This is a genomic window from Stutzerimonas stutzeri, from assembly GCF_013522825.1.
Lineage (GTDB): Bacteria > Pseudomonadota > Gammaproteobacteria > Pseudomonadales > Pseudomonadaceae > Stutzerimonas > Stutzerimonas stutzeri_AK.
On record NZ_JAAMQZ010000015.1, the window covers coordinates 1 to 17268 of the forward strand.

Genomic DNA, 17268 nt, shown 5'->3' on the forward strand with positions numbered 1-17268 from the left:
GCTGTCGATCGACTCAGCGTCTCTCGTCAGCGGGAGGCGAATTCTACAGCGTTCAAAACCGCTGTCAACCACCTCTTTCAACCGCTTGCGATCGAACCGACCGAAGCACCAACAGGACTCAACCACCGCCCTGTCAGCCCGGCGCATTCTACTTGAATTTGCCGTCCGTGCAAGCCCTTATTTTTAGCTAACTTCTTGATTTACAAGAGATTTCGCCAAGGGCCTGCGCCGGAGAAGGTGCGCATTATAGGCCCACAGAACGAGCCGTCAACGAGTTTTTGAAGATTTATTCCGCCAGCAGCGAAATGCAGCTGAAGCCTTCGCTTCTTGATATAGCACAACGCTTATTCGTTACCGCTTTTCCTGCTTTCTTCAAACTGCCTTGCGCAGGCTTTACACTGGCGGCCATACCGATCAGTCCGATGACCTCTATGTCGCATACCCCCTCAGAACCTCTCGACCTGCTTCTATTACCTACCTGGCTGGTACCGGTAGAGCCAGCCGGTGTTGTGTTGAAGAATCATGCACTTGGCATCCGCGATGGACGAATCGCCCTGATTGCTCCTCGCGAGGAAATCGGCAAGTACGTTGCCAGGGAAACCCTCGATCTCAGCGGGATGCTGCTCACGCCCGGCCTTGTGAATGCGCACGGGCATGCGGCGATGACCTTGTTCCGGGGTCTTGCCGATGATCTGCCATTGATGACCTGGCTACGCGAGCACATCTGGCCGGCAGAAAACACATGGGTCGATGAGCACTTCGTTCGCGCAGGCAGCGAACTCGCCATCGCCGAACAGCTACAAAGTGGCGTCACCTGTTTTTCCGACATGTATTTCTTCCCTGAAATCGTCAGCGAGCTCGTTCACAAGCACGGTGTCAGGGCACAGATAGCCGTCACGATTTTTGACGGCGCAACGCCCGACTCACGGGATGCCGGCGAAGCGCTGCGCAAGGCCGTAGCAATGTTCGACGATCTCAAGCATCACCCCAGGCTGAGCATAGCCTTTGGTCCGCACGCGCCTTATTCCCTCTCGGACGGAAAACTCGAAAGCATCCGCACACTCGCAGCAGAGATGGATGCCGGCATTCAGATGCACGTTCACGAAACGGCCCATGAGGTGCAGGAAGCCATTCGTACACAAAGGGAACGCCCGCTGGCCCGCCTCGCTCGCCTGCAACTTCTGGGGCCTCGCTTTCAGGCAGTGCACATGACCCAGGTAAATGATGAAGACATGGCCCTGCTGGTCGAGCACAACTGCAGTGTCATCCACTGCCCCGAATCGAACCTGAAACTGGCCAGCGGCTTCTGCCCGGTCGAGCGGTTATGGGAGGCCGGCGTCAACGTCGCCATCGGTACGGACGGCGCCGCCAGCAACAACGATCTTGACCTGCTGGGCGAAACGCGCACGGCAGCGCTGCTGGCAAAGGCCGTTGCGGGATCGGCCACGGCACTGGATGCACACCGTGCATTGCGCATGGCCACACTCAATGGAGCAAGGGCGCTCGGCCTCGACGATCACACCGGCTCGCTGGAAATCGGCAAATTCGCCGACATGGTGGCATTCGACCTGTCCCGCCTCGCCCAGCAGCCCGTTTATGATCCCGTATCGCAGCTGATCTACTCAGGCGGGCGGGATTGCGTGCGGCACCTATGGGTGGGTGGCAAACAGCTGCTCAGGGATCGCCAATTGTTGCGCATGGACGAACAACGCATCATCGCAACCGCCCAGGAATGGGGACGCAGGATAGGCGCCAAACACTGAGCGACACCCATAACGCCATGCAATACCGCGACAAACTGACATGCAGAAGACGCTTCGCCGAAGCCCCTTCGTCTGATGGAAGCTGGCAACATGAGCGTTTGCAGCTCAAGCTTCCCCTTCACGCTTTCATACGGAACAGATTATGAGCAACGTCGATCACGCCGAAATCGCCAAATTCGAAGCGCTCGCACACCGTTGGTGGGACCGCGAAAGCGAGTTCAAGCCCCTGCACGAAATCAATCCGCTACGCGTGAACTGGATTGACGAGCACATTTCGCTGGCCGGCAAAAAGGTGCTGGATGTTGGCTGTGGCGGTGGCATCCTCAGTGAAGCCATGGCCCAGCGCGGCGCGACGGTTACCGGCATAGACATGGGCGAGGCGCCTCTCTCGGTCGCACGCCTGCACCTGCTGGAGTCGGGCCTGGAAGTCGATTATCGACAGATCACCGCTGAGGCCCTTGCCCAGGAGTGCCCCGGGCAGTTCGATGTGGTGACCTGCCTGGAGATGCTTGAGCATGTCCCAGACCCGGCGTCGATCATCCGCGCCTGCTACAAGATGGTGAAACCGGGTGGCCAGGTATTCTTCTCGACGATCAACCGCAATCCCAAAGCCTATGCCCTGGCCATCATCGGCGCGGAATATGTGCTGAAGATGCTGCCACGCGGCACACACGACTACCGCAAGTTCATCCGCCCTTCCGAACTCGGCGCTTGGAGCCGCGAAGCGGGCCTGGCCGTCAAGGACATCATCGGCCTGACCTACAACCCGCTGACCAAGGACTACAAACTGTCACCGGACGTCGATGTGAACTACATGGTTCAGACACTGCGGGAGGCCTGATGCACCTTCGTGCCGTTTTATTCGACATGGACGGAACCCTGCTCGATACCGCGCCCGACTTCATCGCCGTGGCCCAGGCCATGCGTCTGGCCCGCGGGCTTTCGCGTATTCCCGATCAGCAGGTTCGTGACGTCGTCTCCGGCGGGGCGCGGGCCATGGTGCTCAGCGCGTTCGATGTCGACCCACTGTCCGACGAATTCGAAACCCTGCGACTGGAATTTCTGGAGCGCTATCAGGAGCATTGCGCGGTTGAAAGCCGGCTGTATGACGGCATGGCACAGCTGCTGAGCGACATCGAAGAGGCGGACCTGCTCTGGGGCGTCGTGACCAACAAGCCCCTGCGCTTTGCCGAGCCCATCATGCAGCAACTGGGGCTCAGTACTCGCTCTGCGGTGCTGGTCTGCCCCGATCATGTCAGCAAGAGCAAACCCGACCCGGAACCCATGCTACTGGCCTGCAGCCAGTTGAGGCTCGCGCCCTCGACCACTCTGTTCGTGGGCGATGATCTGCGCGACATAGAATCCGGGCGCGCAGCGGGCAGTCGAACGGCGGCTGTGCGCTATGGCTATATTCACCCCCAGGACAACCCGGACCAGTGGGGGGCGGATCTGGTCATCGATCACCCACTGGAGCTGCGCGCAATACTCAATCGCGCGGCAGACAACCACTAACCCTGCCACACGGGCTCCAACAACATTCATGGGCGACCTGCCCACATCCTGACTGTACGAGGCTTCAGATGTTCGAGTATTCAGCCCGACCCAACCTGCTGGAAGGTCGGATCATCATGGTGACCGGCGCGGGCCGTGGAATTGGTGAAGCCGCTGCAAAGGCCTATGCGGCGCATGGCGCGACCGTGCTGCTGCTGGGCAAGAATGAAGAGAACCTGAACAGGGTCTATGACGAGATCGAAGCCGTCGGCTGGCCCCAGCCCGTGGTGATTCCGCTCAATCTGGAAACCGCCCTGCCACATCAGTACGACGAACTGGCAGCCACCATCGAGCGCGAGTTCGGTCGACTGGACGGCCTGCTGCACAACGCCGGAATCATCGGCCCACGCACGCCGATCGAACAGCTGACCGGTGAAAACTTCATGCGCGTCATGCAGGTCAACGTGAACGCCGCTTTCATGCTTACCAGCACGCTGCTACCGCTGCTCAAACTCTCCAGCGACGCTTCGGTCGTTTTCACCTCCAGCAGCGTAGGGCGAAAAGGCCGCGCCTACTGGGGCGGTTATGCGGTGTCCAAGTTCGCCCTCGAAGGCCTGATGCAGGTTCTGGCCGATGAACTGGACGATATCACCACGGTACGCAGCAACAGCGTCAACCCAGGCGCAACGCGTACCGATATGCGCGTCAAGGCCTATCCAGGCGAGAATCCGGCGGTCAATCCGCTGCCTGCGGACATCATGCCGGTCTACCTCTATCTCATGGGGCCGGACAGTAAGGGCGTCAATGGACAGGCACTGAACGCTCAGTAATCCACCGCACACATAAAACGTCGACTTTATGACACCTTCAAGGTGGCGGATCGCACAAAGCGGCAGCGATCTGCCACCTAAATGGCGAAAAGCCACCAAAGCGCTCGATCATAATCTCTAACTTATTGATAACAAAAGAAAAAGTTAACTTGGCATCGAATTCGCTATAGAGCCCTCATTAACGCCATTGCGTTTCGGGGGTTCCACCATGCTGCCGCAGCAGAACAATAGTGCCATCGATATCAATACCGCAGTCGTCACCCGGCTGAATCCAGGACCGCTCGGACAATCATCGGTCCGCACGCCCAGCCTCACCGATCTGCTGCGCAACCTTACGCTACGCCTGCAGACCAGCCTGGAACTGGACAGGCTGTTGGGATTCTTCTTCAGCGAAATCCGCCCCCTGATCCCGCTGGATGCACTGGTCTACCGTCATGCCGGCACGGATTTCCATCTGCAACTGGGCGAAGTCGAGCCGTGCTGCATCAGCTACCAGCTGTCCCATCATGGCGAGAGCCTTGGCGAACTCAGCCTGTACAGCCGCACGGCCCTTTCCGAGGCGACACTGGAGCAGCTGGAAAAAACCATCGGCTGTCTGCTCTTTCCGCTCTGCAATGCACTGCTGTACCGGCGCGCCGTACAGGCCTCGTTGAAAGACTCCCTGACCGGAGCCGGCAACCGCGTGGCGCTTGAACAGGCTCTGAACCGGGAAATCGAGATGTCGCGGCGCTACGGCCAGGCACTCTCGGTGATCATGCTGGACATGGATCACTTCAAGCACCTCAACGATACCCATGGCCATCACGCCGGAGATGCGGCCCTGCGTGCCGTAGCCCTGTTGCTCAGGGAACAGCTGCGCAATATCGACATGGTCTTCCGCTTCGGTGGCGAGGAATTCGTTCTGCTGCTGGCCAATACAGACGCGCAAGCGGCCACCCGCGTCGGCGAGCGCATCCGTCTGGCCATCGAGAAGCTGCCATTGCTGATTGGGGAGAAAACCATACAGCTGTCAGCCAGCCTCGGCTGTGCCACATACCACCCGAGCGAGTCCCAGCACGCATTGTTGCAACGCGCCGATCAGGCGCTGTATGAAGCCAAGCGCAGCGGTCGCAACCGCCTGTGTTTCGCCGCAGCCTGAGCGCCGCGCTGCAGTCATAAAAAAGAGCGAGACCGTCACCGGCTCGCTCTTTTTATTTCACGACAGACGTTACGGACGCTTGGGGCCCGGTCGTCCCGAAGGCTTGCCGCGACCTCGACCGCCCGCATTCGGACGCTCCGCCACCGGCGTACCCCGACTCGGATTGCTGCGCTCATCCGTATCACGCGGCTTGCGCACGGGCCGCTCGGCACGTGGCTCGCGCCCCTTCTCAGCGGCGCCACCCTCGGCAGGACGCAGCACACGCGGACGCCGCTCACCCCGCCCGACGGGCTTGCTCGCCTTGCGCTGCATGCGCTCGATCTTCTCTTTCGCCTTGGCCTTCATTTCCGGCAGGGCCACCGGCTTGAGACCGACTTCCTCGCTGAGAATATTGACTTCGCTCTGGGTCATCTCGCGCCAACGCCCCATCGGCAGGTCCGAGGTCATGAACACCGGACCAAAGCGCACCCGCTTCAGACGGCTGACCACCAGCCCCTGGGACTCCCACAGACGGCGCACTTCGCGGTTGCGGCCCTCCATCACCACGCAGTGATACCAGTGGTTGAAACCTTCACCACCCGGCGCCTGCTGGATATCGGTAAAGCGTGCCGGTCCGTCTTCGAGCATGACCCCCGTCTTCAGGCGCTCGATCATCTCGTCATCGACCTCGCCACGCACCCGCACCGCGTACTCGCGGTCCATCTCGTAGGAAGGATGCATCAGGCGGTTGGCCAGCTCACCATCGGTGGTGAACAGCAGCAGACCGGTGGTGTTAATATCGAGGCGCCCGATATTGATCCAGCGGCCTTCCTTCGGGCGCGGCAGCCGGTCGAATACGGTCGGGCGACCTTCCGGGTCGTCGCGGGTACAGATCTCGCCATCGGGCTTGTTGTAGATCAGCACGCGGCGGACCACTTCAGCCGTTTCTTCGCGCTTGAGCAGACGCCCGTCGACGGCGATGGCGTCGTGCAGATCGACTCGCTGACCGAGCGTCGCGACAGCGCCGTTGACCTTGACCCGGCCAGCGGCAATCCAGCTTTCCACGTCGCGCCGAGAAGCCAGGCCGATACGGGCCAGAACCTTCTGCAGCTTTTCGCCGTGGGCAATATGAGGGGTTGAATCTTCGTGTTCGGTCATCTGGGCACCTCCCGGTGTGGCAGTTCCGATAGAAAGGCCGCGCACTATACGCGCTGCCTCACTCAAGCACTATCGGGCCAATAAAAAAATCAGCCTAGCTCAGCCCAGCGCCGCCAGCGCTTCGGCTGTTGCACGCTCGATGGCTGCCCAGTCGCCGCTCTTCAGCGAAGCGCCATCGATCATCCAGGTGCCACCGACACACATGACGTTGGGCAGCGCCAGATACTGCGCCGCATTGCCCGCATTGACGCCGCCGGTCGGGCAGAAACGCACGTCGCTGAACGGACCGCCCAACGCCTTGAGCGCCGCAACACCGCCACATACCTCAGCGGGAAACAGCTTGAAACGGCGATAGCCAAGCCCATAGCCACGCATGATGTCCGAGGCGCTGCTGATCCCGGCCAGCAGCGGCACCGAGCAATACACACCGGCCTGCAGCAGCTCATCCGTGCATCCCGGCGAAACGATGAACTGCGCCCCGGCGGCCTCGACCTCATCCATCATGCGCTTGTCGAGCACCGTACCGGCGCCGATGCACAGCTCGGGGCGCTCTTCGCGCAGGCGACGGATGGCGGTCAGCCCATGCGCCGAGCGCAGGGTGATTTCCAGCGTCTTCAGGCCACCGGCAGCCAGGGCATCGGCCAGCGGCAGAATCTGCGCCTCGCTGCCGATGGTGATGACGGGCAGAATGCGCGCCTCGGTGCAGATGATATCCAGCAAGGCATTTTTCTGGTCCATGTTCATGGGCTGTTCCTCGGGGCCGTCATGGGCACCAGTAGATTTCCAGTGGGGCGTGCAGGAATGCACGGATGGGCATTTGCGCGGGCTCCACCTGCATGGCCTGACGCAGGGTTTCCAGCTTTTCCTCACCCTGGATCGACAGGCACTGAACCCGCGCGGATGCCAGCAATGCATACGTCATGCTGATGCGTTGCCGGGGCTCCACCGGGGCCAGCATCGGCAGGCAGGCTTGCGTGCCCTCGGCATCGAGTCCCTGCACCAGCAGCGGGCTGTCGGGAAACAGCGAGGCCGTATGGCCGTCGTTGCCCATGCCCAGCACCAGCACGTCGATGGGCCGCTTGAGCCGCTCCAGCGTCCCGCCTGCCAGGCGGGCGGCTTCTTCCAGGCTTTCGGCAGGCTGGTAGAGCCCGAGCAACTCGGCTTCAGCCGCCGCATGGCGCAGCAGATGCCGGCGCAGCAGGCCTTCATTGCTGTCAGGATCGTCGCCCTCGACCCAGCGCTCGTCCGCCAGGCTGATCTGGACTTTCTTCCAGTCCAGCTCACGCACGGACAACGCCTCGAAGAAGGCGATCGGGCTGCGCCCGCCGGACACCACCAGACTGGCGCTGCCGTGGGTGGTAACCGCGTAATCCAGCGCCCCGGCCACCCGTTCGGCCAGTGTCTGCGCCAGTTGTTCAGGGCTCGTCAGGCTGTGCGCCAGCACGCCGGAGGGCAGTTCGAGTTCAGAGATCGCCATACCAGGACCTTCCGTCACGAGTGATCAATGCAATGGATGCCACCGGCCCCCAGGAGCCGGCGGGATAGGCTTTCGGCGCATCGCCGATGCGCGACCAGCCTTCGATGAGCTGGTCGCACCATTTCCAGGCGTATTCGACTTCATCCTTGCGCACGAAGAGATTCTGGTTGCCCTGCATCACTTCCAGCAACAGGCGCTCATAGGCATCGGGAATTCGCGAGCTTTGGTAGGTTTCGGAGAAGTTGAGCTGCAAGGGGCCGCTGCGCAGGTGCATGCCCTTGTCGAGGCCCTGCTCCTTGGTCATCACCTGCAGCGAGATGCCTTCATCCGGTTGCAGGCGGATGATCAGCCGGTTGCTGATCAGCGAGCGCTGTTCCGGCGCGAAGATATAGAACGGCGGCTCCTTGAAGTGGATGACGATCTGCGAAACCTTCTCCCCCATGCGCTTGCCGGTGCGCAGATAGAAAGGCACGCCGGACCAGCGCCAGTTGCAGATATCGGCGCGTAGCGCGACGAAGGTTTCGGTACCGCTCCGGGCGTTGGAGTTTTCTTCCTCCAGATAGCCGGGCACGGCCTTGCCCGCCACAGAGCCGGCCACATACTGACCGCGCACCACCTGCTGGCCCAGGCGCTCCACGGGAATCGGCGCCAGCGCCTTGAGCACCTTGACCTTCTCGTCGCGAATGCTGTCGGCGGTGAGGTCGCTGGGCGGGTCCATGGCGATCAGGCAGAGCAGTTGCAGCAGGTGGTTCTGGATCATGTCGCGCAACTGGCCGGCCTGGTCGAAATAGCCCCAGCGCCCCTCGATGCCGACCGTCTCGGCGACGGTGATCTCGACGTGGGAGATATGGTGCTGATTCCACTGCGTCTCGAACAGGCTGTTGGCGAAGCGCAGTGCGATCAGGTTCTGCACCGTTTCCTTGCCGAGGTAGTGGTCGATGCGGTAGATGCGCGTCTCGGGAAAATGCCGGGCGACGGCCTCGTTGATCACCCGCGAGGATTCGAGGTCATGACCGATGGGTTTTTCCAGCACCACCCGGGTCTGCCCGGCCATCCCCGCCGTGGAAAGATGCTCGCAGATCGCCCCATAGACCGCCGCGGGCGTCGCGAAATAGGCGATCAGCGGCATGTCGGGCGAGACGCTGGCGGCCAGCGTCGCATAATCCTCGGCATTGCGAAAATCCATGGTCAGGCATGCGAAGCGCGCCTGGAAGCGTTCCAGGGCCTGCTCGTCCAGCTGCGCCGCAGGAACGTGGCGACGCAGAGCCTGGGTGATGCGTTCCAGGTACGCAGAGGGTTCGCCCGGCTCGCGGGAGAGCGCCAGGATACGCGTGCCGTCATTGAGCAAACCCGCCCGATCCAGCTGGTAGAGCGCCGGGAACAGCTTGCGCAACGCCAGATCGCCCAGCGCGCCGAACAAGGCAAAGGTCGTGGCTTCAACGGTAATGGCAGGCATGACTTCCTTCTGAGCAATTGACGGATCGCGGGCAGGTGGCGCTTGCCGGATTCAGCGGTGTCGCTTCGCACACCGCGACTGCTGCAGCGCGACGCCCGCGCCTTGCAGGCCCGGATAGTCGGCGGTCACCAGCCAGACAGGCACCTCGTCAAAGTACCGACTCATGCAGCCCTTGTCGCGCAGCCCCTGACGAAAGCCACTGTTCAGGAAGAACTCGACGAAACGCGGCACCACGCCACCCGCGATATACAGCCCGCCGCGCGCGCCGGTGGTGAGCAGCTTGTCACCGGCTATCCGACCCAGCCAGACGCAGAACTGTTCCAGCACCGCAGCCGCATAGGCATCACCGGCCAGCGCGGCTGCGGTCACTTCAGCGGGCGAAGTCAGTTCCGGCACCCGTTGATCCAGTTCGCAACTGATTCGATACAGCTGCAGCAGGCCGCCGCCACTGAGCACGGCCTCGGCATTCACATGTCCGAGTCTTTCATGCAGGCGCGCCCAGATGGCGGCCTCGCGGGCGCTGCCCACGGACAGGCAGGCGTGCCCGCCCTCGCTCGGCAAGGCCCGCCAGCTGCCATCCTCCAGAGGCACCAGGGTGGCGACGCCCAGGCCGGTGCCGGGGCCGATCACCAGACGCGGCAGGCTGAAGTCCGATTGCCCCGCGCAGACCTTCACCAGCGCCTCACCGCCCAGCCGGGTCACACCCAGCGCCATGGCGGTGAAATCGTTGATCAGCAGCAGCTCATCAAGGCCGAAGGTGTCACTGAAGGCCTTGCGGCTGAAGCGCCAATGATTGTTGGTGAAGCGGAACTCATCCCCGGTCACCGGCCCGGCGCACGCCAGGCAAACCGTCCCGAGGGCTTCGACGTCCAGCCCGATGTTGCCTAGATAGGCATGGATGGCGTCCTCCGGTCGCGCGTAGTCGAGGGTCGACAGCACCCCCACCGATTCCACGCGCTGCTCACGCCACAAGGCGAAGCGGGCGTTGGTGCCGCCGATATCGCCGACCAGCGCCACCTTCACTTGAGCATCTCCAGCCCTTCTGTGAAGACACTGGCGCCCTGCTCCGCCGGACTGAAGGAGGCCCGCAGAAAACCGAACAACTCGCGGCCACAGCCGATACCGAGGTCAGCGGGTGGCAAGACCCGCTCGCGGCTGTCGAACTCGGCCTGATCGACCAGCACCTGCAACTGCCCCGTGACGCCATCGACCCGGATGATATCGCCGTCGCGCACCTGGCTCAGCGGGCCGCCATCGAGCGCCTCGGGGCTCAGGTGAATCGCCGCCGGCACCTTGCCCGACGCACCGGACATGCGCCCATCGGTGACCAGCGCCACCTTGTAGCCGCGATCCTGCAGCACACCGAGAAAAGGCGTCAGCTTGTGCAGCTCCGGCATGCCGTTGGCCTTCGGCCCCTGAAAGCGCACCACCGCGACGAAATCCCGCTCCAGCTCGCCCGCCTGGAAAGCCTGGGCCAGCTCACCCTGGTCGCTGAAGACTCGTGCCGGCGCCTCGACCAGCAGATGCTCCGGCGCCACGGCGGAAATCTTGGTCACGCCGCGCCCCAGGTTGCCTTCCAGTACCCGCAATCCGCCTTCCACTGAGAAAGGCTGCTGTACCGGACGCAGGATCGCTTCATCGAGGCTCTGCTGCGGCCCTTCACGCCAGACCAGCCGGCCCTCGTCGAGGAACGGCTCCTGTGTGTAGCGTCTGAGGCCCTGGCCAGCCACCGTCTGCACGTCTTCATGCAGCAGCCCCGCATCCAGCAGGCTGCGTACCATGAAGGGCACGCCACCGGCGGCATGGAAATGGTTCACATCAGCCTGGCCATTGGGATAGACCTTGGCCAGCAGCGGCGTGACCGCCGAGATATCCGCCATGTCCCGCCAGGTCAGCTGAATGCCCGCCGCCTGGGCGAATGCCGGAATATGCAGCGTGTGGTTGGTCGAGCCGCCGGTGGCACTCAGCGCCACCACCGCATTGACGATGGCCTTCTCGTCGACGATCCGGCACAGCGGCACATAGTTGCCGGCCTGCGCCGTCATGCGCGTGATCTGCCGTGCGGCTTCGCGGGTCAGCTCGTCGCGCAGCGGCGTATAGGGATTGACGAACGAAGAGCCTGGCAGGTGCAGCCCCATGATTTCCATCACCACCTGGTTGGTGTTGGCGGTGCCATAGAAGGTGCAGGTGCCGGGGCTGTGATAGGAGAGCATTTCCGATTCCAGCAGCTCATCGCGGCTGGCCTTGCCTTCGGCGTAGAGCTGGCGCACTTCGGCTTTCTGCTTGTTGGGAATGCCCGACGGCATCGGCCCGCCCGGCACGAACACCGCCGGCAGATGGCCGAAGCGCAGGGCGCCGATCATCAGCCCCGGAATGATCTTGTCGCAGATGCCCAGGTACAACGCCGCATCGAACATGTTGTGCGACAGGGCGATGGCCGTCGCCATGGCGATCACTTCGCGGCTGGCAAGGCTCAGCTCCATGCCCGCCTCGCCCTGGGTGACGCCGTCGCACATGGCCGGCACACCGCCGGCGAACTGCCCCACCGAACCGACCTCACGCAGCGCCTGCTTGATGATTTCGGGAAAGTGCTCGTAGGGCTGGTGCGCCGAGAGCATGTCGTTGTAGGCCGAGACGATGGCCACGTTGGCCTCGTTCATCAGGCGCAGGCGCTGCTTGTCTTCCACAGAGGCACAACCGGCCACGCCGTGGGCGAAGTTGGCGCATTGCAGCTTGCCGCGCTGCGGCCCTTCGCTGGCCGCCGCGGCCATCATCGCCAGATAGCGCTGTCGCGTGGGCCGGCTGCGCTCGATCAAACGCTCGGTAACCTGTTGAATCTGCGCGTGCATGGCGTTACTCCCGGTCTGTGGCTTGAGCCTCGTCAGGCAAATCGTCGAAGTCAGTCTTCAGGCCACTTTCCATGTTGTCCAGTTCCATCAGCAGGCTGCGGAAGCTGGGCTTCTCATCTGGCGTCTGCATTTGTGCGGCAAGGTCGGCGCGCGCCTGCAGCCCATCGGGTACCGGCGCCTCGTCCTCATCCAGCGGCAACGGCGCGGGCTCCATCTCGCGCAGCACCGCCAGCGGCGGCAACTCATCGAGATTCTTCAGGTTGAAGTGGTCGAGAAACTGCCGGGTGGTGGCGAACATCGCCGGTCGCCCCGGCACCTCGCGATGGCCGACAACGCGCACCCATTCGCGCTCCAGCAGCGTCTTGACGATCTGGCTGTTGACCGCCACGCCGCGCACGTCCTCGATCTCTCCACGGGTAATCGGCTGGCGATAGGCAATCAGCGCCAGGGTTTCCAGCAACGCCCGCGAATAACGCTGTGGCCGCTCTTCCCAGAGCCGACCGACCCAGGGCGAGAAGCGCTCGCGCACCTGCAGACGGTAGCCGCTGGCGACTTCCCTGAGCTCGAATGCACGGCCCTTGCAGGACTTGTCGAGCACCTCCAGCGCCTTGCGCAACTGCGCCGTCGAGGGGCGTTCGGCGTCCTCGAAGAGTTCGCCCATGCGCTCGATGGTCATGGGCTTGCCGGAGGCCAACAGCAGGGCTTCCAGCAGCGCGGCAAGGTCCTTGGGTTCGGAAAGATTCACAGCCTGACTCCTTCTTCGGTTGCCGTCATTCGGTGCGAAGCCGGACATGGATCGGCGCAAAAGCCTCGTTCTGCACCAGCTCGACCAGCGATTCCTTGATCAGCTCCAGCACCGCAATGAAGGTGACCACCACCCCAGCCCGCCCCTCTTCGGCGCTGAACAATGCGACGAAGGGCACGAACGCGCCACCCTTGAGGCGCTCCAGCACCTGGCTCATGCGTTCGCGGGTGGAGAGCGCTTCACGGCTGATCTGATGGCTCTCGAACATGTCGGCGCGGCGCAGCACCTCGGCCATGGAAACCAGCAACTCCTCCAGGCTGACGTCGGGCAGCAGCTTGCGCGCCCGCGCCTCGGGGGCTTCCAGGCGTGGCACATGCAGTTCGCGACCGACACGCGGCAACCCATCGAGATCCTCGGACGCGGCCTTGAAACGCTCGTATTCCTGCAAACGGCGGATCAGCTCGGCGCGCGGATCGAGCCCATCCTCCTCGACCTCCACCGAACGCGGCAGCAGCATGCGCGACTTGATCTCGGCCAGCATGGCAGCCATCACCAGATACTCGGCGGCCAACTCCAGGCGCACGCTTTTCATCAGCTCGACATAGCCCATGTACTGCCGGGTAATCTCCGCCACGGGAATGTCGAGAATGTCGATGTTCTGCTTGCGGATCAGGTACAGCAGCAGGTCCAGCGGCCCCTCGAAGGCTTCGAGAAACACCTCGAGGGCATCGGGCGGAATGTAGAGATCCTGCGGCAGTTCATTGAACGCCTCGCCGTAGACCAGCGCCAGCCGCAACTGCTCACCGGGCAGGGTGTCGACGGCCTCGGCCTGGGTTTGCTGCATGCTCTCTCCTGACAGCGATGGTGGCGTTGCTGCTGTCGAACTGTTGCTATCGATAGTTCAGCCCCATGGCCTGGCGCACCACCAGCAGCGTCTCGCGCGCTTCATCACGGGCTTGTTCGGCGCCCTCGGCGAGAATGCTGCGCACCAGGTCCGGGTTCTGCTCGTAATCCAGCGCGCGCTCCTGCAAAGGCGCGAGTTCAAGCCTGATCGCCTCGATCAGCGGCGCCTTGCATTCCAGGCAGCCAATCCCGGCGCTGCGGCAACCCTGCTCCGCCCACTGGCAGACATCCTCGCCTGAATGGACAAGATGCATCTGCCACACCGGACAACGGGTCGGCTCGCCCGGATCGTGGCGATGCACCCGTGCTGGATCGGTGGGCATGCGCTTGATCTTTTCTTCGATCTCGACCGGCGTATCGCGCAGGAAAATGGAGTTGTTGCTGGACTTGGACATCTTGCCACCATCGAGACCCGACAGCTTCGGCGTATCACCGAGCAGCGCCTGCGGCTCGGGCAGCAGCACCTTGCCCTCACCTTCCAGATAGCCGAACAGGCGTTCGCGGTCGCCAATGGTGATGGTCTGCTGATCCTTGAGCAGCGCGCGGGCCGTCTCCAGCGCCTCCAGATCGCCCTGTTCCTGATAGCTTTTGCGCAGGCTGGCGTAGAGCCTGGAGCTTTTCTTGCCAAGCTTGCGCACCGCCGCTTCCGCCTTCGCCTGAAAATCCTCTTCACCACCGTACAGATGGTTGAAGCGCCGGGCTACATCACGGGCGAACTCGATATGCGGCAGCTGGTCCGCACCCACCGGCACCAGGCCTGCGCGATAGGCGAGGATATCGGCGGCCTGCAACAGCGGATAACCCAGGAAACCGTAAGTGGCGTGCTCCCGGTGCTGCGCATCGAGCTGCTGATCCTTGTAGGACGGTACCCGTTCAAGCCAGCCCTGCGGGCAGATCATCGACAGCAACAGATGCAACTCGGCATGCTCGGGCACCTGGGACTGGACGAACAGTGTCGCCGAACTCGGGCTGACGCCGGCGGCGAGCCAGTCGATGGCCATGTCATATGTATGCCGGGAAATATCACTGCCCGTGGTGGCATCGGTGGTCAGCGCATGCCAATCCACGATGCAGAAAAAGCACTGGTACTCATGCTGCAACCTGACCCAGTTCTTCAATACGCCGTAATAGTGGCCCAGGTGAAGCCGGCCATTGGGGCGCATCCCCGAAACCACACGTCGCTGCGAATCCATGAAGCTCAAAAGGGTTTCCTTCGTTGTATCTGCAAGGGCAAGTGAAAGGAGCGATATCAGGAGGAGAAAGGCGCGGGGTCGCCGCACCCGACACGCACCACTTCGGGATCGCCGTCGACCAGGCTGATGACGGTCGAGGCCTCGGCGCCACCGTAGCCTCCGTCGATGATCAGATCCACCTGACGTTCGAGCACATCGCGCATTTCATAGGGATCGCTCATCGGTTCGGTTTCACCCGGCAGGATCAGGCTGACGCTCATCAGCGGCTCGCCCAGTTCGGTGAGCAGGGCCTGGGCAATGGGCAGCTGCGGTACCCGCAGGCCGATGGTGCGGCGCTTGGGATGCAGCAGCATGCGCGGCACTTCACGGGTCGCGCTGAGGATGATGGTGTAGGGACCGGGCAGATGCGCCTTGAGCAGGCGGAAAGCTGCCGTATCGACCTTGGCGAACAGGCCGAGCTGGGACAGATCGCTGCAGACCAGGGTGAAATTGTGCTTGTCGTCCAGCTGGCGCAGGCGACGGATGCGCTCGATACCCGCCTTGTTGCCCATGGCGCAGCCGATGGCATACGAAGAATCGGTCGGGTAGATCACCACGCCGCCCTGGCGAATGATCTCCACAGCCTGCTTGATCAGCCTGACCTGGGGATTTTCCGGATGGATCTGAAAGAACTGGCTCACGACGACTCCCTGTTCAGCGGGCAAAAGACTTGTCTGGTTCATGATCGAAATGCCTCCAGATGGGCTGCAGATCGTCCGGCAACGCGCGATACATCCCCAGTTCCGACCAGTCCCCAGGCGCATGAAAATCACTGCCGATACTGGCCATCAGACCGAACTCCCGCGCCAGAATCGACAGCCCGCCCACCTGTTCCAGCGGTTGCATGCCGTTGACCACTTCCAGCGCATGGCCACCGCCCTGGACGAAATCGATCACCAGCCGACGCCGCTTGCTGCGGGTGAAATCGTATTGCCAGGGATGTGCCAGACTGATCCAGGCACCCGCCTCATGCAAGGTCTTCAGCGTTTCGTCGAGGCTCGGCCAGTGCTGCTTCACATCGCCGAGCTTGCCCGATCCGAGCCATTTGCGAAACGCCTCGGCATGATCACGCACATGCCCGGCACGCACCAGAAATTCCGCAAAGTGCGGGCGCGCCGGCGCGTTGCCACTGTCGCCCAGTTCCTGCTGCACGGCCCGCGCGCCTTCGAGCGCGCCCGGCATGCCCTTGGCCGCCAGGCGCTGGGCAATCGATTCGGCCCGCTGCCAGCGGCCATCACGCAAGCGGGCAATGGCTTGCTTCAGCGCATTCGCCTCACGATCGAAGGCATAGCCGAGAATATGAACGGTCGCGCCATTCCACAAGCAGGACAGCTCGATCCCGTTGACCAGGCGAATACCCAGCGAGTCGGCAGCGGCACGGGCCGCATCGAGCCCTTCGAGGGTGTCGTGATCGGTCAGCGCGAGCAGCTCGACCCCGCGCGCATGCGCCCGTTCGACCAGTACCTCAGGCGCCAGAACACCATCGGAGGCGGTGCTGTGGCAATGCAGATCGACAATCATTCGGGTGCTCATTCTCCAGAGAGGTGGCGGTAGGCAATATTCGACCACCACTGCCTGCGCGCGTGCCGTAGCCGTAGCCGTAGCCGTAGCCGTAGCCGTAGCCGTCGCTGACACTCGCAGGCAACGCGGACATCGCCACCGAAAACACTGAGCGCTCAACGGCTCAATAATGTTCCGCCAAAAATACAGTTTCCGTATTATGCCGCCAGTCCATGCCTGTGGCTCTCTCCATGAACGAATCAGCGCTTCATGAGCCGCATTTGCAAAGCCAGCTTGAAGGCGAACAAGACAGGCACATGCCATTTCATTGGCAAAAAGCCTCATGTTCGGCACATCATGGGCACCGCTGTCCAACTGCCATCAGCAGTACATACAATCGAACCTGAACGATCACAGGAGATACCATGCTCTACGCCATCATCGCCACCGACCTGCCCGACTCGCTGCAACAGCGCCTGGCCTCACGCCCGGCCCACCTGGCGCGCCTCGACCAGCTCAAGAGCGAAGGCCGCCTGGTTCTGGCCGGTCCGCACCCGGCCATCGACAGCAATGATCCCGGCGCCGCCGGTTTCACCGGCAGCCTGGTGGTTGCCGAATTCGAATCGCTGCAGGCCGCCGAGCAATGGGCCGAGGCCGACCCCTACAAGGCCGCCGGCGTTTATGGTCCGGTCATCGTAAAGCCGTTCAAGCAGGTTTATCCCTGAGTATCACCTGAGGTCGTCATGT

17 protein-coding genes are annotated in these 17268 nt (G+C 62.6%); 6 read left to right on the forward strand and 11 right to left on the reverse strand.

All coding sequences use genetic code 11. The features are described 5' to 3' along the window. Positions 1–431 precede the first annotated feature (431 nt). The 5 genes from G7020_RS11110 to G7020_RS11130 all read left to right on the forward strand — a co-directional run bounded on the left by G7020_RS11110 (position 432) and on the right by G7020_RS11130 (position 5222). Positions 432–1763, forward strand: coding sequence for a TRZ/ATZ family hydrolase (locus G7020_RS11110; protein ID WP_181084572.1), 1332 nt, complete (start codon positions 432–434; stop codon positions 1761–1763). A 142-nt stretch (positions 1764–1905) separates the two neighbouring features. Then, the gene (ubiG, locus tag G7020_RS11115; RefSeq protein ID WP_181084362.1) at positions 1906–2604 is read left to right on the forward strand and encodes a bifunctional 2-polyprenyl-6-hydroxyphenol methylase/3-demethylubiquinol 3-O-methyltransferase UbiG; all 699 of its coding nucleotides are present in this window, start codon (positions 1906–1908) and stop codon (positions 2602–2604) included. Beyond that, the gene (gene mupP / locus G7020_RS11120; RefSeq protein ID WP_181084365.1) at positions 2604–3275 is read left to right on the forward strand and encodes an N-acetylmuramic acid 6-phosphate phosphatase MupP; all 672 of its coding nucleotides are present in this window, start codon (positions 2604–2606) and stop codon (positions 3273–3275) included. Before ubiG ends, mupP begins: the two co-directional genes overlap by 1 nt. Before the next feature lie 68 nt (positions 3276–3343). After that, positions 3344–4084 carry a YciK family oxidoreductase gene (locus G7020_RS11125; protein ID WP_181084367.1) on the forward strand — a complete coding sequence of 247 codons (741 nt, stop codon included), beginning with the start codon at positions 3344–3346 and terminating at the stop codon, positions 4082–4084. Between the two features lie 208 nt (positions 4085–4292). Then, a complete protein-coding gene (locus G7020_RS11130) occupies positions 4293–5222 on the forward strand; it encodes a GGDEF domain-containing protein (protein WP_181084369.1) in 930 nt (309 codons plus the stop codon). A gap of 69 nt (positions 5223–5291) precedes the next feature. Here the strand turns inward: G7020_RS11130 and rluB are convergent, their stop codons facing one another. The 11 genes from rluB to G7020_RS11185 form a co-directional block, all read right to left on the reverse strand. After that, positions 5292–6359 (reverse strand): 23S rRNA pseudouridine(2605) synthase RluB, encoded by a 1068-nt coding sequence (rluB, locus tag G7020_RS11135; protein WP_181084371.1) that lies wholly within the window; start codon positions 6357–6359, stop codon positions 5292–5294. Positions 6360–6458: 99 nt separating this feature from the next. Continuing rightward, positions 6459–7103 carry a bifunctional 4-hydroxy-2-oxoglutarate aldolase/2-dehydro-3-deoxy-phosphogluconate aldolase gene (locus G7020_RS11140; protein ID WP_181084373.1) on the reverse strand — a complete coding sequence of 215 codons (645 nt, stop codon included), beginning with the start codon at positions 7101–7103 and terminating at the stop codon, positions 6459–6461. A 19-nt stretch (positions 7104–7122) separates the two neighbouring features. Next, the gene (gene pgl / locus G7020_RS11145; protein WP_181084376.1) at positions 7123–7836 is read right to left on the reverse strand and encodes a 6-phosphogluconolactonase; all 714 of its coding nucleotides are present in this window, start codon (positions 7834–7836) and stop codon (positions 7123–7125) included. Beyond that, the gene (zwf, locus tag G7020_RS11150) at positions 7823–9292 is read right to left on the reverse strand and encodes a glucose-6-phosphate dehydrogenase (RefSeq protein WP_181084378.1); all 1470 of its coding nucleotides are present in this window, start codon (positions 9290–9292) and stop codon (positions 7823–7825) included. Before zwf ends, pgl begins: the two co-directional genes overlap by 14 nt. A 51-nt stretch (positions 9293–9343) precedes the next feature. After that, entirely contained in the window at positions 9344–10315 is a 972-nt protein-coding gene (locus G7020_RS11155) for a glucokinase (protein ID WP_181084380.1), read from the reverse strand. After that, the gene (gene edd, locus G7020_RS11160) at positions 10312–12141 is read right to left on the reverse strand and encodes a phosphogluconate dehydratase (protein ID WP_181084382.1); all 1830 of its coding nucleotides are present in this window, start codon (positions 12139–12141) and stop codon (positions 10312–10314) included. Before edd ends, G7020_RS11155 begins: the two co-directional genes overlap by 4 nt. 4 nt (positions 12142–12145) lie before the next feature. After that, on the reverse strand, positions 12146–12886 hold the full coding sequence (scpB, locus tag G7020_RS11165; RefSeq protein ID WP_181084384.1) for an SMC-Scp complex subunit ScpB: 741 nt from the start codon (positions 12884–12886) through the stop codon (positions 12146–12148). 25 nt (positions 12887–12911) lie between these two features. Next, the gene (locus tag G7020_RS11170) at positions 12912–13730 is read right to left on the reverse strand and encodes a segregation and condensation protein A (RefSeq protein ID WP_258189309.1); all 819 of its coding nucleotides are present in this window, start codon (positions 13728–13730) and stop codon (positions 12912–12914) included. Positions 13731–13776: 46 nt separating this feature from the next. After that, positions 13777–14982, reverse strand: a complete 1206-nt coding sequence (locus tag G7020_RS11175; RefSeq protein WP_181084576.1) for a tryptophan--tRNA ligase — start codon at positions 14980–14982, stop codon at positions 13777–13779. 56 nt (positions 14983–15038) lie between these two features. Further along, the gene (locus G7020_RS11180; RefSeq protein ID WP_181084386.1) at positions 15039–15662 is read right to left on the reverse strand and encodes an L-threonylcarbamoyladenylate synthase; all 624 of its coding nucleotides are present in this window, start codon (positions 15660–15662) and stop codon (positions 15039–15041) included. 13 nt (positions 15663–15675) lie between these two features. Beyond that, entirely contained in the window at positions 15676–16542 is an 867-nt protein-coding gene (locus G7020_RS11185; RefSeq protein WP_181084388.1) for a PHP domain-containing protein, read from the reverse strand. 404 nt (positions 16543–16946) lie between these two features. On the opposite strand from G7020_RS11185, the gene G7020_RS11190 reads away from it, so the two are divergent. After that, the gene (locus G7020_RS11190; RefSeq protein ID WP_181084390.1) at positions 16947–17246 is read left to right on the forward strand and encodes a YciI family protein; all 300 of its coding nucleotides are present in this window, start codon (positions 16947–16949) and stop codon (positions 17244–17246) included. Positions 17247–17268 lie beyond the last annotated feature (22 nt).